14 protein-coding genes are annotated in these 15376 nt (G+C 62.3%); 5 read left to right on the top strand and 9 right to left on the bottom strand.

The features are described from left to right. Window positions 1-51 precede the first annotated feature (51 nt). The 3 genes from CLG96_RS03125 (at window position 52) to CLG96_RS03115 (ending at window position 3878) form a co-directional block, all read left to right on the top strand. Window positions 52-1383, top strand: a complete 1332-nt coding sequence (locus tag CLG96_RS03125; RefSeq protein WP_107966369.1) for an O-antigen ligase family protein — start codon at window positions 52-54, stop codon at window positions 1381-1383. 177 nt (window positions 1384-1560) lie between these two features. After that, a complete protein-coding gene (locus tag CLG96_RS03120) occupies window positions 1561-2418 on the top strand; it encodes a LamG domain-containing protein (RefSeq protein WP_107966368.1) in 858 nt (285 codons plus the stop codon). Between the two features lie 302 nt (window positions 2419-2720). Further along, entirely contained in the window at window positions 2721-3878 is a 1158-nt protein-coding gene (locus CLG96_RS03115) for an acyltransferase family protein (RefSeq protein WP_107966367.1), read from the top strand. Window positions 3879-3923: 45 nt separating this feature from the next. Here the strand turns inward: CLG96_RS03115 and CLG96_RS03110 are convergent, their stop codons facing one another. From CLG96_RS03110 to CLG96_RS03090, 5 genes are all read right to left on the bottom strand, one after another. Continuing rightward, complete coding sequence (locus CLG96_RS03110; protein ID WP_107966366.1) at window positions 3924-5042, bottom strand: radical SAM/SPASM domain-containing protein; 1119 nt, start codon at window positions 5040-5042, stop codon at window positions 3924-3926. A 402-nt stretch (window positions 5043-5444) separates the two neighbouring features. Next, window positions 5445-6311, bottom strand: a complete 867-nt coding sequence (locus CLG96_RS03105) for a hypothetical protein (protein WP_107966365.1) — start codon at window positions 6309-6311, stop codon at window positions 5445-5447. An 81-nt stretch (window positions 6312-6392) separates the two neighbouring features. Continuing rightward, entirely contained in the window at window positions 6393-9272 is a 2880-nt protein-coding gene (locus tag CLG96_RS03100; protein WP_165799500.1) for a TonB-dependent receptor, read from the bottom strand. A gap of 77 nt (window positions 9273-9349) precedes the next feature. Beyond that, window positions 9350-10315 (bottom strand): FecR family protein, encoded by a 966-nt coding sequence (locus CLG96_RS03095; RefSeq protein ID WP_107966363.1) that lies wholly within the window; start codon window positions 10313-10315, stop codon window positions 9350-9352. Continuing rightward, window positions 10284-10820, bottom strand: coding sequence for an RNA polymerase sigma factor (locus CLG96_RS03090; RefSeq protein ID WP_165799499.1), 537 nt, complete (start codon window positions 10818-10820; stop codon window positions 10284-10286). Before CLG96_RS03090 ends, CLG96_RS03095 begins: the two co-directional genes overlap by 32 nt. A 230-nt stretch (window positions 10821-11050) precedes the next feature. Between CLG96_RS03090 and CLG96_RS03085 the strand changes: the two genes are divergently transcribed. Continuing rightward, window positions 11051-11278 carry a hypothetical protein gene (locus tag CLG96_RS03085; protein WP_107966361.1) on the top strand — a complete coding sequence of 76 codons (228 nt, stop codon included), beginning with the start codon at window positions 11051-11053 and terminating at the stop codon, window positions 11276-11278. Window positions 11279-11311: 33 nt separating this feature from the next. Here CLG96_RS03085 and CLG96_RS03080 read toward each other — a convergent pair whose 3' ends face one another. Further along, the gene (locus tag CLG96_RS03080; protein WP_107966360.1) at window positions 11312-12223 is read right to left on the bottom strand and encodes a LysR family transcriptional regulator; all 912 of its coding nucleotides are present in this window, start codon (window positions 12221-12223) and stop codon (window positions 11312-11314) included. A gap of 95 nt (window positions 12224-12318) precedes the next feature. On the opposite strand from CLG96_RS03080, the gene CLG96_RS03075 reads away from it, so the two are divergent. Next, the gene (locus CLG96_RS03075; RefSeq protein WP_107966359.1) at window positions 12319-13317 is read left to right on the top strand and encodes an aldo/keto reductase; all 999 of its coding nucleotides are present in this window, start codon (window positions 12319-12321) and stop codon (window positions 13315-13317) included. Here the strand turns inward: CLG96_RS03075 and CLG96_RS19350 are convergent. The 3 genes from CLG96_RS19350 to CLG96_RS03060 all read right to left on the bottom strand — a co-directional run bounded on the left by CLG96_RS19350 (window position 13307) and on the right by CLG96_RS03060 (window position 15231). Next, window positions 13307-13729, bottom strand: coding sequence for an EAL domain-containing protein (locus tag CLG96_RS19350; RefSeq protein WP_107966358.1), 423 nt, complete (start codon window positions 13727-13729; stop codon window positions 13307-13309). The genes CLG96_RS03075 and CLG96_RS19350 overlap by 11 nt on opposite strands. A gap of 110 nt (window positions 13730-13839) precedes the next feature. Continuing rightward, window positions 13840-14283 (bottom strand): thioredoxin TrxC, encoded by a 444-nt coding sequence (gene trxC, locus CLG96_RS03065; protein ID WP_107966357.1) that lies wholly within the window; start codon window positions 14281-14283, stop codon window positions 13840-13842. Between the two features lie 9 nt (window positions 14284-14292). Next, window positions 14293-15231 (bottom strand): LysR substrate-binding domain-containing protein, encoded by a 939-nt coding sequence (locus tag CLG96_RS03060; protein WP_107966356.1) that lies wholly within the window; start codon window positions 15229-15231, stop codon window positions 14293-14295. Window positions 15232-15376: the final 145 nt, after the last annotated feature.

Raw genomic sequence — 15376 nt, 5'->3', positions numbered from 1 at the left:
GGATGCTGGCGCATCCTTTGTGGGTGGGGCTTGTTAGGGAAGGCTGCTGAGATGGCGTATCAGATCGGTCATGCTGGCCCGTTGCCGCAGTCGAAGCGATCGGAAGCGCTCGAAGATTCATGGGTCGGCTTCTGCATCGAAAATGGTGCGCTGCTGTTTCTTCTCTGCCTGATATACAAGCTTGCGGCGGTTGGCGCAGTTATTCTTGCCGGGATCATCGCCGTCGGCATGCTCCTCCCGCGCAAATCCTTCTTCCTGACGCCGCCTGGCATATTCGGCATCCTCTACGTTGCGTTGATGACCCTGACCGCATTCATGGTCAGCGCGAGCGAAGGCGCCTATCGGACGATCCAGTTCCTGCTCGTGCTGGGATCGACGATCGTCGTTGCAAATTATTTCGCCCGGATCAGCTCGCAGCGCGTGAGGTTATTCACTACGAAGTTGTTGATTATCGGCATCGCCGTTTTCGTGCATGTGATCTACTATCATTTGTCGACGGGCCGATATTTCACCTGGAAATATCTCTACGACGCGAAATTTTGCTTCTCGCTCTGCGTGCTGCTGTTCTTCATCAAGGAGGATGAGATTAAGGGCAGGTTGGGGCCGGCGCTATGGGCGGGGGCCATCGGGCTCCTAACCGTGCTGATCCTGATCAGCGGCGAGCGAAAGGCCTATCTGCTGCTCGCGCTGCTCTTCCTGCTCTCCAACGCGTCGCTGCTTACCAAGCTGCTCGTCCTCGTCATCGGGTCGGCGACGCTGGGCAGCTATGTTAGCCTGGCGCCCGAAGGCGATTATGTCGCCCGGCAGATACTTACGCTGACGCAGAGCACGCCGGAACTGCGGACCAGTGAATTTTTCGCCATTACCAATCTGGCGGATTATAGCGATCTGATCCGTGAGTTCGTCAATCGGCAGGCGAATGAGCTGTTTCATCAGCATCCCATCTTCGGCATGGGCGCCACTGGCTATCAGCATTGGGCGCGCAACGCTTATGGCGATCTTCCTGGCGGTTTCGCGATGAACGTGCATGGCGAAACCCATCGGTTGCCGGTGGAAAATGGCCTTGTGGGCATTGCCATCGTTCTGACCTATGCCCTGACGCTGGCGCTCAACATCTGGAATTATCTCCGCCGCGTCGGCGGCTTCGGGACTGCCTCGACGGCCAAGACGCCGCTCTACATTTTCGGATTCATGCTGCTCTATCTCACGGCGGAAGCAGCCGACACGCTCATGTTCTCGCTCATCATGCTGTTCGGCTTTTATGTCTCGTCGCTTCCAGGGCTCGGGCGATATAGGCCGGCAGGGCCGAGGGTGATCGAGGGGGAGGTGCATGCGCCGTTCCTGCCATTGCCAATGCGGGCGGAGATTGGGCGACCGCATTGAGGTAAGTCCCTATACGCGGTTGCCAAGTCGATCCAGATGCGAAACTAAATTACGGTTCGTGCCGGAAAACAAACGTCGTGTCTCGTTTCCGGGGTGACCGAGCATCTGGCATGGGAACAAAATATTTATGGATACTCGTTAAGGCCGCGATACCATCATGACAGGGGATTTAACCCAATGCGGGCGCGAACCTTTGCGATTTCACTGATTGCAGTCCCAACTACCGCGTTTGCGGGTGGATCTATGTCCGTGACCTGGATCGAGGACAGCACAGGCACGGAGTTGGTGCTGGATAATTACGACCTTGCCTTTACGGAAGATTTCAACAGGCAATGGAGCTTTCGCGGGCCGAAGCTGTTCGCGCCGGTCCATACACCCTATGGCGCCGGTATCTTCGATGCGCCGGGTGAGCAGGCCTACAAGATTCAGAATGGCTATCTCACGCTGACCGCCTATCAGCTGGACGGAAAATGGCGATCCGGTTCCGTGCAGACGGCGGACGCCGCCCAATCCGCCGGCACCGCCTCCTTTTCTCCGGACTGGGGATTTGCATGCAACGGCTGCTATTTTGAATCCCGGATAAAATTCCGAGGGGTCACCACCTATGGTTATTGGGGCGCTTTTTGGCTGCTTTCGCCGGACAAGCCCGATACCGGTCATGTCGAGGTGGATGCGATCGAATGGTATGGCGGTGATCCCAAGGGGCATCATCATAGCGTGCATATCTGGCCCAAGGCGCCTGCGAGCCATACGTTCAAGTCCAATTATGTCGGGATGGACGGCGTGATCACCGACGGCAATTGGCACAGTTATGGGGCTCAGGTCATAAGCGGTTTCGCCTATATCTATGTCGACCGCAAGGAAGTCGCGCGGATCGCGCTGCCTGAGGATTTCAACGTTCCTCTCTATCCTCTGGTGACACTCGCCATTCTTCCGTCGGAAGTGGCCCAGGCGGTCAGTCCGATGAGGATGTATGTGGATTATATCCGCGCCTATAAGCCACGCGGCGGCGGAGCTATTATAGCAGGGGACTGAGTTCCCAATAGCGGATGGTCTGGCAGCCTCGCCATCTGATTTGATCGGTTCTGCGCGCGCTGACCATGTCGGTGCGCTGCTTGTCTATGCACGGTCAGGCCGAAGAAAAGCAATAACGATACGAATACGTAACGAAAACCAAATCATGCTCAATTTTTGAACAAATTTTCGAAGGGAAAATAGTCTATTGAATTTATATAACGGATTGCCGCATATATCCGAGTCTCTGGCATCGGCGCACTATCAGCCATCTTTGTGGCTATCTATAGAGCCTGCTCGGGGCCAGCGTCGGGGGAGATGGCATGGACCGGCAGAAATTCATCGTACTCGAAAGCTGGCGTGGAATCTGCGCGGTCATAGTCGCTCTTTACCATCTAAGCGCCGCAGGGCATTTTTATAATTTCCCCGTTGTTCGCAACGGCGAGATGGGAGTCATCTTCTTCTTCGTGCTGAGCGGCTTCGTCATGATGCACGCTTATGGGCGCAAGATCAGCGGTTGGTCCGATGCTGCGCCATTTTTTCTGCGACGGTTCGGCCGGATCTATCCGCTTCATCTCTTCACCCTGCTGCTTCTCGTCGGCTCCGAAAGCGCCAAGTTCATACTCGTCACGCTGGCGGATCTTTCGTCCGGGTCGAAGCCCTTCAGCGATGCCTGGTCCATCCCCTCGCTTTTCGGTAATCTCCTGCTGATCCAGGGGCTGGGATTCTTTCCCAGATATAGCTGGAACATACCAAGCTGGACGATCAGCGCCGAATTCTGGGTCTATGCCGTCTTTTTCGTCGCCCTCGTCCTGGGCGGCGTTCGCTACAGAAGGATTGCGCTTGGGCTCGCCATGCTTGCGGCGGCGATGGTCGCGCTCAATTGCGCAATGGGCTTTCCTCTTCGCAGAATCGAGGGCGCCGGCGCGATGGAATGCATCTATGGCTTCTTTCTCGGCACATTGGCGTATCAATTCTTCCTCGCCCGGCGGGAGCATCCCGGGCAGGGGGCATGGCTGGAGATTGTGGCGACCGGCCTGATCCTGCTGATGTTCATGATGGACTTCACCTATCAGCCGCTCGTGGCGCCGGCGATATTCGCTTGGGCGATCACCATCTTCGCCCGGTCGGCTGGGCCGGTATCCGGCATATTGGCGACCAAGCCGTTCGTCATGGTCGGGACTGTTTCCTTTTCGATCTACCTGATCCATTTTCCGATCCTCACCGTGATGAACGATGTGCTTCGGGTTGCGCAGGCGAAACTCCACATTCCGATCTTCGGAGCAGTGCCCGGGGTGCGGGAGCTTCTGATAACGATCGGTGGGCCATGGGCGATGGATGCGCTGGCGATCGTCTATGTCGCTCTGCTGCTGTTCCTCTCCCGTCTCACCTATTCGTGGATCGAGGTGCCTTTCCGGGATTATTTCAATCGCATTGCGGATGGTTGGGCAGCCAGAAGAGGCAAGGCGCTGGCGGTTTGACCGCCGGTTCGGGCTGTCCGGGGTGAAGGACGGGGTGCCTCTTCGTCAGCGAAGGAGGGGCATTCCTCCCTGGATGACCGGACAACCTTCGCAAAAATGGCCGGAGACGGGACCGTTCTGCGCCGGATGGATCGCCAGGCGTCGCGCTGTCCGATAGGCCTCCGAGGCATATATGTCCGCGACGGGCATGTCGTTGATATTTCCCAGCGGACGTGTCTCTTCCTGACGGAGGTAATTTTCGTCCATGCGATAGTGGCAGCAGCCATAGACATTGCCGTTGGGCGCGATGAGCGACGAGAAGAAGGGCCAGGCGCAGCGCGGCAGCCGGCGCCGGGGCTTGGGAATCCATCCCGCGCGCGGAGCGAATTCGGTTGTCCATGGCGTCGTCGTGCCTTCGAAGATCAGCGCATCGTCTATGCCCATCGCCTTGCAATAGGCGGTGACCGTCGGTGCCTCATGCCGATTATGGTCGAACACGATATATTGCAGAGTAACGCGCGGCCCATGCGTTCCACGCAAGGCGATGAAGCGGCGCAGATTGCTCTCGATCAGTTCCCAGCGCCCGCGGATCCTCTGGCGGCCATAGGTGGCGTCGGAAATCCCGTCGACTGCGACGATCAGAAGCGTCAGGCCGGATTCGGCAAGCTCAGTCAGCCGCGCGTCGCTCAGATGAAAGCTGAAATTGCTGGTGATGTAGGTGTTGATATTGGCATCGGCGGCATAGCGGATCATCGCCGGCAGTGCCCTGTTCATCAAAGGCTCGCCGAGATTGTAGAGCGACATGACATGCGTCCGGCCGCGAACCTGATCGACGAGGCGGGTGAAGGTTTCGAGCTGCATCGGCTCGGGCAGCGTCTGGCGCTGGTCCTTTTCCATCGCGCCGTGCAGGCAGACGGGGCAGCGCAACTGGCACTGCGGCGCGACATCCACTTTGATATGCACCGGCACGCCGCCGAGATTCGGCGACTTCAGCGCGAAGGCCGCGCCTCGCAGCGCAAAATTAGCCAATTTGCGGGGTGTCAGATTCTTGCGGAAAATATATTGCTTGCGCCAGAAATGGCGCATTTCCCGAACCTTCAGCCAGCGGCTGACGCGGTCACCCCAGCCGGGGGCTTGCCGGCCGTCGACGACCAGAGGCGAGGATTGCCCCGCACGCATTACCATCCCCCCTCTGCATCACGGGCCGCAACTTGGCGTGATATAACTAACTATCTCCATGGTCGCTTCATGCCGGGGGATGTGTCAATGGAAAAATTGAAACTTAGACGTAACAATAGGGCCTATATTATATGCTCGTAGAAGATTATTATATATCCATGATTTATTGTATATAAATACTCATAAATATAATATTGGAAAAACGACATTCGTGCATGGTGGCGACCGTATGCTGGAATAAAACTCCTCTATTGTAGGGTTCATTCTTTCAATGCAGGAAGAAAGGAGGCGTCTCGCAGCGATCTGTCATCTGCTTGGAAGGGCGCGCTATTGCTCGTCATGATGCGCTTCGTCGGGATAGGAGGGCGAGTCCGGCGACGCATCTCGCCCCGAATGAAGCGTCTTTCTTCACTCGGCCGGGCGGGCCGGTAGCGGCACCGGGGGGATCGTCATCATCACCACCTCGCCGTCCCGGCGGGTGATGCCGTAGAGCGCCCGTCCGGCCGATCTGTCCCAGGCCCAGGCCTGGCCTTCGAGCGGAGCGGCGATCGTCGCGACATGTTCGAGCACGGGCCCTTCGCCCGGCTCTCGCAGCACATAGATCTCGCTGGCGTCATGGCCGGTGACGTAGAGCAGCCCGTCATCGCCCCAGCTTCCGCCCGAATTGCTGAGCGGCGCGAACACCTGCAGCACCGTATCGGGGAAGCGGTAGCCGCCAATCTGGCGCCAGCCATCGTCGGACTTGGCGACCATGGTGAAACGATGGTCGTGCCCCGGCTCGCCGCCTTTCTCGTCATAATTGGCGAAGCCCGCCCACCAGACGCCGTCCTTGCGCTCGACCCAGGTGAGCGACCCCAGCCGCATGCCCAGCGGCACGCTCTGAATGTGGCGCATGGTGGCGGTGTCGAAAATCTCGACCGAGCTCGCCATCGGCACCTGCGGGAAATTGGAATTGGCGCAGATCAGCCTGGCCTCGGCCGCGACGCAGGAATTGAGATGGGTGATGCGGCGGCGATCGCCGATCCATTCGGCCAGCTTTTTGCCCGTCTGCTTGTCATATTTGCCGATGCGCGAATTGACGATCGCATAGAAGAAGCGCGCATCGACCGCCACGCCCTGCCGCGCCTCGGGCGCGGAGAAACGGCGGACTTCGCGCGCTTCGAGCCGGGCGATGGGGAGCGGTTCGGGTGGGACATAGCCGCGCGGCGGCGCGGATGCCGGCTGGCCGCCGGCCGCCGTGGTCGCGAAAAGCAGCGAAAGGATAAGGCTGCGCATGGAAAAGTCTCCGCCTGTGGGATCGCCGAGCGGGGTGGCTCGGCGATCGGGAGTGGATCGCGATCGGTGGAATATTTCCGATCAGAAGCGGGCGGACGCGCCGGCCCAGAAGGCGCGCCCATAGGTCGCCGCTTCCTGCAGCAGGTCGCGGTTCGGCCCGGTCAGCTCGCGCCGGCCGGCATTGGTGAGATTCTCGCCCTCGACGAACAGCTCGACATGCCGGTTGAGCCGATAGCTGATCTGCGCATCGACCGTGGAACGCTCACGCCAATATTGATCCGCCGCAGGGATGGTGGCGTTGATCGTCTCGAGGAAGCCGCCGATATAATTATAGGAGACACGGCCCTCGAAACCGCCGCGCTGATAATAAAGCTGCGCATTGGCGATCCATTCTGGCTGGAGGAACAGGCCGGGATCGCGCACGCTGGTCGGCGACGTGCGGTAATTGACGTCGCTGTTGACATAGGTGGCGTTGAGATTGACGCCGAAGCCATCGAGCGGGCTGGGCAGGAAGGTCAGCGCCTGTTGCAGGCCCGCCTCGATCCCGAAGATTTTGGCGCTTTCGATATTGCGCGCCTGCGTGACGTTCACATCCTCCACGCCGCGGCCGATGCCGAGGTCGATCCTCTCCAGGCTCGTCAGCGTATAGATTTCATTCTTGATCTTCTTGTGGAAGATAGCGAGCGAGATCATGCCGCCGGACGGATAATATTCGATCGAGGCATCGAGCCCTTCGCTCTCGCGCGGCTTCAGATCGGGATTGCCGCGACTGAGCGTGGGAATGCCGCCGCCCGGAAGGCTGATCGACTCGCGCGCGGCGATGCTGCCGAAATCCGGCCGGCCGATCGTGTTGGTATAGGCGCCGCGCAGGACGAGCCGGGGCGCCGCATTCCACCGCAGATGGACGCTCGGCAGCCAATTGTCATAGCTGCCCGACCGCGTCACCGGTGTGGGGCCGTTATTGACGATGCGGGCGCCGCTGGAGTCGACATCGGTGCGTTCATAGCGCACGCCGCCCAGCAGGTTCAGCGCGCCCAGCTCGATCTGGGCCTGGATGAAGCCGCCATAGACATCCTCGTCCACCTGATAATCCGAGGATATGTTGCTGGAACTTGCCGTGAAGCGCGCGCGATTGGCGGCGGCGAAGTCATTGGCCTTGTCGCTGTCGATGCGCAGCCCGAAGCGATAGCCGCCGACGACATCGATCGGCATGCGGCCGGAGGCATCGGCGAGCGTGTAGTTAAGCCCGGCGGAGGCGGGTAGCGTCAGCGAGGTGAAATCCTGATCCGCATCGCGCGCGGTGGAGCGATAGACGCCGCCGAGCTTCAGCGTGGCGCGATCGGCGATGCTGTCGGTCGAGAACGAGAGGGCCGAGCGCGCCTCATAGACATCTTCCTGGCTCCCGCGCTGAAGCTCGGTGCGCGAGCTGAAGCGGTAATTGGCCGGATCGTCGACCGCGGCCTGATTGCGCGGCCGGAACTTGAAGAAGAAATTGTCGAAATCATAATCGAAGCCGAACATGCCCGAAGCGGGCGTCGCGAATTCCTCGGTGCTCTCCGGATTGTCGAGCTCCGCGCCCGAATAAACCAGGTCGGTTTCCCAGTGGAGCATGTCGTTCGGTTCGTAGCGCGCCGAAAGCTGCCCGGTCCAGATCGAGCGGTTTATCTGGAAGCGGCCGAGGCCGACGATGTTGCGGCCGGTCGCCAAGCTGCCGCCGGTCGGTGTCTGGCCGGAGACGTTGCCGCTCGGCTCGATCCGGTTTTCGCTGCGCTCCTCATCATCCTCCATGCGGTTGTAGCTGCCGAAGGCGCGGACATAGAAGGATGTATCGGGCTGCCATTCGAGCGCGAGCGCGCCGCCCAGCCGCTCGCGACGATTATTATAGACGAACAGGCGCTGCTGGACGGGCACGAGGTTGCCGTTGCCGTTCGCCGCGTTGAGCGCGACGGGCACGCCCGCGGCAGTATATTGGCGATAGCTGGGGCTCGCGGTTTCGACCTGTGGAATGTCGCTGTCGCGGATCTGGTAGCTCAGCGAGGCGACCAGACCGAACTGGCCGTCGGGGCCGAAGCGGGTGCCCGTGGTCGCATTGGCACGCCAGGAGAGCTTGTCGCCCCTTATTTCGCCGCTCTGCTGATAATCGCCCAGCGCGCCTTGGCCGTAGAAGAAGAAGCCATCTTCGCTGAACGCGCTTTTGGTGACGATGTTGATCGTGCCGCCGATCGCGTTCGGATCGAGATCGGGCGTGATCGTCTTGATCACTTCGAGCTTGGAAGCAAGCGTCGAGGGCACGATGTCGAGCGGCACGGTGCGCGCGCTATTGTCGACCGAGGCGACGATCGAGCCGTTGATCGAGGTGCGGTTATAGGTCGAGCTCAGCCCGCGCAGCACGGGGAAGCGCGGTTCGCCCTGATCCTCCTGCGTCGAGACGCCCGGGATGCGGCGCAGCGCGGCGGCGCTGTTATGATCGGGCAGCTTGCCGATATCGTCCGATGAGATCGCATCGGTCACGGTGAAGGCGTCGCGCTTCGTCTGGATCGACAGGGCCTGCGACAGCCGGTCGCCCGTCACGACGATCGCCGTCTCCTCGTTCGTGGTCTCAGGGGCGGCTGGGGCGAAAGGGCGCGGCGTTTCCTTGCGGGTCAGCAGGATGGTCCGGCCGTCGTCGGATGCGATCGACAGCCCGCTTCCAGCGATGAGCCGGCGGAGCGCGGCACGCGCGTCCATCTCGCCACGGATCGGTGGGGCCTGCCGGTTGGCGAGATCGGCATCCGATACCAGCAGTTGCAGGCCGCTTTGCACGCCCAGCTCGGCAATGGCCGAGCGCAATGGCTGTTCGGGAATGTTGAAGTTGCGCATCTGCGACTGCGCCGGCGCCACATGGGCCAATGCCAGCGCGACGGCCGTGGCCGCCATGAACGAACGAATGGTCTTGTCGATCACCTGAAACCCCCCGGTCACTTGGTTCATCCTCTAAGATGAACACCGAGGGATTTTCCGCCCCCTTCTCCCAAAAATTATTAGGAAATATTATATAGTTACAGGTGAATGACGATCATGTTGCCGCTTTTTTGCACATATCCCCCGGCAAGCCCGGCGGCGGCGGCGGCGAAGGCCTCCGGATCGGTCGCGCGGAATACGCCCACAAGCCGCAGCTTTTCCGGCGACTGCCCGGCCACGCTCAGTGTCGCGACATTGTAGCGGTTGAATTCGGTGACGGCCGCGTCGAGCGTTTCGCCGTCCAGCACGATCAGCCCTTCGCGCCATGCCAGTTGGCGCTCGACGGCACGTGCGCTGCCCTCCGTTTCCGGTGAGGGCCGGACCGCGCCCTTGTCCACGCTCGCGCTCGATCCTGCCACAATGTGCGCGCGCGCGCCTTTGTCATTGACCTTCCATGCCTCGACCACGCCTTCGGTGACGAGAATGTCGGTGCTTTCCCCCCGCCGGCGCACGGAAAAGGCGGTGCCTACGGCCCGCACGCGGATATCCCCTGCCTGCACCAGGAAAGGTCGCGCGGGATCGGGATTGACGTCGAACCAGGCCTCGCCCTCCACCAGCCGTATCGAGCGGCGTTCGGCGTCATAGCGGACGTCTATGGTGCTGGCCGTGTTGATCGTGGCGCTCGATCCATCGGCAAGGGGCACGCGGCGGACCTCGCCGGTCGTGGTCGAATATCGCGATCCGACGAGGAGCGGCGGCAGGAGGATCGCGGCGGCCGTGCCAGCGGCGAGCGCGCTCCCGCACGCGATCAGGCGCCGCCGCGTTAGGAGCGGCGCGCGGGGCGCGGGGGTAACGATATGCGACTCGGGTTCGGAATGTCTCAGCCGGTCGAGCATCCGCCAGCCGGCCTGGGCGCGCACGAAGGCGCCGCGATGTCGCGGGTCCATCGCCAGCCAGGCCTCGAGATGATTGGCTTCCGCTTGCGTCAACGTGCCGTTCGCGACACGAACCGCCCAATGGCTCGCCTGCTGGTCAATGTTGTCGAAGGCTTCGCCGGTCATCATCTTGCGGTTTCGGAGCTTCTCGTCTGTCTTCGTTCGCGTCGGTAATTGCCTGCAGCAGCAACCTGAGTCCACGTGCTGTCTGTTTTTCTATAACGTTTTCGGACAGATTTAGCTTTTGTGCTACTTCCCGTTGCGACAGGCCATGCACCTTGCGCAGCGTGAATATCTGCGCGCAGCGCTGCGGCAAAGCCGCGATCAGCGTCTGGAGGCGCGCCACATCCTGCCGGCCGCTCACGATCCGTTCCACTGAGGGCGAAGGGTCGGCGATGTCGAGCGTGGAGAGATCGGCCAGCGCATCGATCCGGACGACGCGCGAACGGCGCATCGCTTCCAGCACGATGCTGCGCGCGACCGTGAAGAAATAAGCGCGCGGATTATGGATCGAGTCCACCTCCTTCAGCATGGACAGGCGGCAATAGGTCTCCTGGACGATATCGTCGGCATCGATCCCGTTGAAGGAGGATCGCCGCAGCCAGGCCCGCACGTCCGCTTCATGCTCGAGCACATGCGTGGCGAGCCAGTCTATCATGTCCGATGTGGCGGGCATCAGGGCTTTGGCAGGGTTTTCCGGAAGGTGATGGCGGAATGGCTTAGGGATGGCTGATGAACTATTTTTGTCAGGTTCGATTCCGGCGAGAACGCGCTGCCGCCCGGCCTGATTTCTTAGCCATTCGTTAGGAATTGGCGCCTAGCCTGCCGGTGGGTTCAAATCCCCCCGCGCTTTGGGTGTGACGTATGAACGAAATCGAGGCGACCGTAGCTGGGCTCAGCGAGGGCCAGCGCAAGCTGATCCGGCGGATCGGCGGCCCGCGGCCGGTCCAGTTCGGCGATAGGTCGATGGAGCCGCTGGAAAAGCTCGGCATAGTCTGCGCGACTTCCGTGAACAGGCCGGCTTCGGCCTTCAAGCTCACGGCGCTCGGCGTCGCCGTCCAGAAATATATTTGCGGGACGCAGCGCCTTTAGCGTCGCGCATGTCGGCCAGGAGCCGCAACGCCGTCATGCAAGGGATAGTTGTTCCTTCTGCATGGCGCGGACCATGTCGATGAAGGCGCGCAGCGCGGCCGTCATCTGGCGACGGCTGGAATAATAGAGGAAATAGCCGGGGAAGGGCGGGCACCAATCCTCCAGCACGCGCATCAGCCGGCCGCAGCGCAGCGCGTCCAGAACTTGCGTTTCGTGCAGGAAGGCAAGGCCGAGCCCCTCCTCCGCGGCGCGCTGCGTGACGTCGGCATCATCGACGACCAACGGACCGGTCACGGCCACCTCGATCGCTTCATCGCCGCGCTCAAATTCCCAGGAATAGAGCGCGCCACTGGGATAGCGCCGGGCGATGCAGGCATGACCGGGCAGTTCGCGCGGGCTTGCCGGGATGCCCCGTCGTTCGAGATAGGCCGGCGCACCGACGACCGCGAAACGCTGCATCGGGCCGAAGGGAATGGCCACCATGTCGCGGGCAAGGCTCTCCCCGAAGCGCACGCCTGCATCGAAGCCCTGCGCCACGATATCGACGAAGCCGTCGTCGGTGACGATCTCCAGCCTCACCTCCGGGCATAAGGCATGGAAGCGGGCGACGAGCGGCGGCATCATCAGCCGCGCCACCGAGCGCGAGACGTTGAGCCTGAGCGTTCCGACCGGGCGATCGCGAAACGCGTTGATCCCTTCCACCGCCGCGTCGATCTCGGCCAGCGCTGGCGCGAGGCGGGCGAGCAGCTTCTCGCCGGCTTCGGTGGGCATCACGCTGCGGGTCGAGCGATGGAGCAGGCGGACGCCCATCCGCTCCTCCAATATGCGGAGCGTATGGCTGAGCGCGGAGGGCGAGACGCCGCGCTCGATCGCCGCGCGGCGGAAGCTGCGGTGGCGCGCGACGCAGGCGAAGGCATCGAGTTCGGATAGGCCGGCGGTCGGCATTGCTGAATCCTGCTCATCACTTCGTGCGATCAATTGCGGATTATAGGAGCAATGCCGCGGGTCCATCTAGCGCTCTTCCGATCAAGGAGGATGATATGGAATTGCGCAGGCTCGGAAGGAACGGACTGGAGGTCTCTGCCATCGGCCTCGGCTGCATGGGGATGAGCCACGCTTATGGCGCAAGCGACGAGGCGGATTCGATCCGCACGCTGCATCGCGCGGCGGAGATCGGCGTCACTTTCTTCGATACGGCCGAGGTCTATGGCCCTTATACGAATGAGGAGCTGGTCGGCCGGGCGCTGCGCCCGATCCGGGACCAAGTGGTGATCGCGACCAAGTTCGGCTTCAAGATCCTGCCGGAAGGCACCGCGCGCGAGCGCATGGCGGGCGTCGACAGCCGGCCCGAACATATTCGCGAGGCGGTGGAAGGATCGCTCAAGCGGCTGGGCATCGAGACGATCGACCTGCTCTATCAGCATCGCGTCGATCCCGACGTGCCGATCGAGGATGTGGTCGGCACGATGGCGGTGCTGGTCGCGGAGGGCAAGGTGCGCCATCTCGGCCTGTCCGAGGCGTCGGCAGCGACGATCCGGCGCGCGCATGCCGTCCATCCGATCGCGGCGGTCCAGTCTGAATATTCGCTCTGGACGCGTGGCCTCGAGGCGGAGGTGTTGCCCGTCTGCCGCGAGCTCGGCATCGGTCTGGTGCCCTTCAGCCCCCTCGGGCGCGGTTTCCTGACGGGCAAGCTGGCGCCGGCGGAGACGCTGCCCGCCGATGATTTCCGCCGCACGCTGCCGCGTTTCCAGGCCGAGGCCGCCGCGGCCAATCGGTTGCTGGTGGCTGAGCTGGAGCGGCTGGCCGAGCCGCGCGGCGCAACTCCCGCGCAACTGGCGCTCGCCTGGCTCTTGGCGCAGGGCGACAATATCGTGCCGATCCCCGGCGCCCGGAAAGTCCGCCATCTGGAGGAGAATGCGGCTTCGGCCGACCTCGTGCTGACGGCGGATGAACTGGCCGCGATCGACCGCGCCGTGCCCGAGACGGCGGTTGCCGGCGATCGCTACAATCCGCGCGATCTTTCCATGGTCAATCTCTGACAGCGCGCGTTGCTGGCGCGATATCAATCAAATGCCGGCGGGGTAGCCCAGCTCTGCCCTGCCGGCCTTGCTCATGCCCGTTGGCGATGTGGCCCGAGCCTCGCGCTCGGCTCGATATCGGGTTTGCCGCGCAGAAAGCCCTGAAGCTGCGGTCGATCTTGATCTTGTCGAACGGGAAGCTTTTAAGGTTGCTGAGGGACGAATAGCCCGTCCCGAAATCGTCCATCGCGATCCGCGTGCCCAGCGCCTTCAGGCGATGGAGCGTCGCCAGCACCGTCTCGCGATCGCGCATCAGCACCGTTTCGGTGATCTCCAGCTCCAATCGCCTGCCGTCCAGTCCGGTTCTCGCGAGAATCGCGGCGACCTGCTCGACGAGGTTGGGCAGCCGGAACTGCACGGGCGAGACATTGATTGTCGTAGGCCGGTCTTAGGTCTGCAATTGCCAATCAAGTGTTAATCGGCTCTGCCTTCGGTCTGCGGCAATTCTCTTGGTATTTTCCGTAGTCCTCACCCGAGCGACGCTCAGGCTGCGACGAGCGCGCGTTCCGCCCATTGCACGATCGCGCTTTCCGGCATCGCGCCCGCCGTCCGCATCACCTCCCGGCCCTTCCTGACGAGGAGGAGGCTGGGGAGGCTGCGGATCGCGAAACGGCTGGCAATGCCCTGCTCGGCCTCAGTATCCAGCTTGCCGAGGCGCAGGCGCGGTTCGAGCCGAGCGGCCGCGGCCTGGAAGGCCGGCGCCATCTGGCGGCACGGTCCACACCACGATGCCCAGAAGTCGATCAGCAGCGGCAGGTCGCTCGCTGCGGCATGGCGCTCGAAATTGGCCGAATTGAGCTCGATCGGCCGTCCCAGGAACAGGGCGTTGCCGCAGCGGCCGCATTTGCCGCCTTCGCCCAGCCGCGCCGTCGCCACGCGGTTGAGCGTGGCGCAGTTCGGGCAGCTCAGGATGATCTTCGTCTCCATCTCGCCTTCCTAAACGTCCGCGCCTACGGTTCGGTCCTGATCATGGGCGGCATCATGGCCGGGCCCGGCGCTGACGATGTCGATGAAGCGCGTGCAGGGCGGGCAGGGCTGGTTGCGGTGGATGAACCACAGGCGGCTGACCGCGGCGGGATCGTCGAGCGGACGATAGACGACATTTTCGGGGTGCAGTGCCATCAGCGAACGGGTGAGTATCGTCAGGCCGAAGCCCGCCGCGACGAGGCCGAGCAGGCTCGCCAGACCCTGCACCGTCTGCACGACCTTGGGCTCGAAGCCGGCGCGGCGGCAGAGCAGCATCACCTGTTCGTTGAATCCGGCGCCCAGATCGCGTTCGTAGAGGACGAAGGGCTCGCCCTCCAGATCGCCGATCCTGATCGCGCGTCCGATCCCGGCCAGCGGATGATCGCCGCGCATCGCGACGAGCATATCCTCCTCCAGCAACATGGTCGCGACCAGCCCCTTCGGCGTGGGTGGAGAATCGATGCTGCGCACGAAGCCGATATCGAGCCTGCGGTCGGCGACCGCCGCGATCTGCGCGTCGCGCGACATTTCCGCCAGATCGAGATGGACATTGGGATGGCTGCGGCGGAACGCGAACAGCGCCTTCGTCACCAGCGGCGTCAACGGCGCGGAGGTGGAGAAACCGATGGCGAGCCTGCCTATCTCGCCTCCCTGCGCGCGCCGGGCGACGGCGACGGCTTGTTCCGCCTGATGGATCGTCCGCCGCGCTTCCTCAACGAAGAGCTGGCCGACGTCGGTCAGCTCGACCCGGCGGCTGGTGCGCCGGAACAGGCGAACGCCGAGATCATCCTCCAGCGCCCGGATCTGCTGACTGAGCGGCGGCTGCGAGATGCCGAGGCGCAGCGCGGCACGGCCGAAATGCAGCTCCTCGGCGACGCACAGAAAATAGCGCAGATGGCGGAGTTCCACGGAACAGGTCGCTTTCGATATCAATCAAGCCGCATCATATATTAGACCTGCATGCTTTCATGATGCAACGCAGCATCATTCGTTACGGCGACCGACCATGGAGCACGGCCAGAGCAGCTGCCCGTGCCCTGTGGCCGTCCGGAAA

It is taken from the genome of Sphingomonas oleivorans (genome assembly GCF_003050615.1).
Lineage (GTDB): Bacteria > Pseudomonadota > Alphaproteobacteria > Sphingomonadales > Sphingomonadaceae > Sphingomonas_H > Sphingomonas_H oleivorans.
The sequence above is the reverse complement of the archived record's forward strand: the minus strand, read 5'-3'. Positions and strand labels throughout refer to the sequence as shown.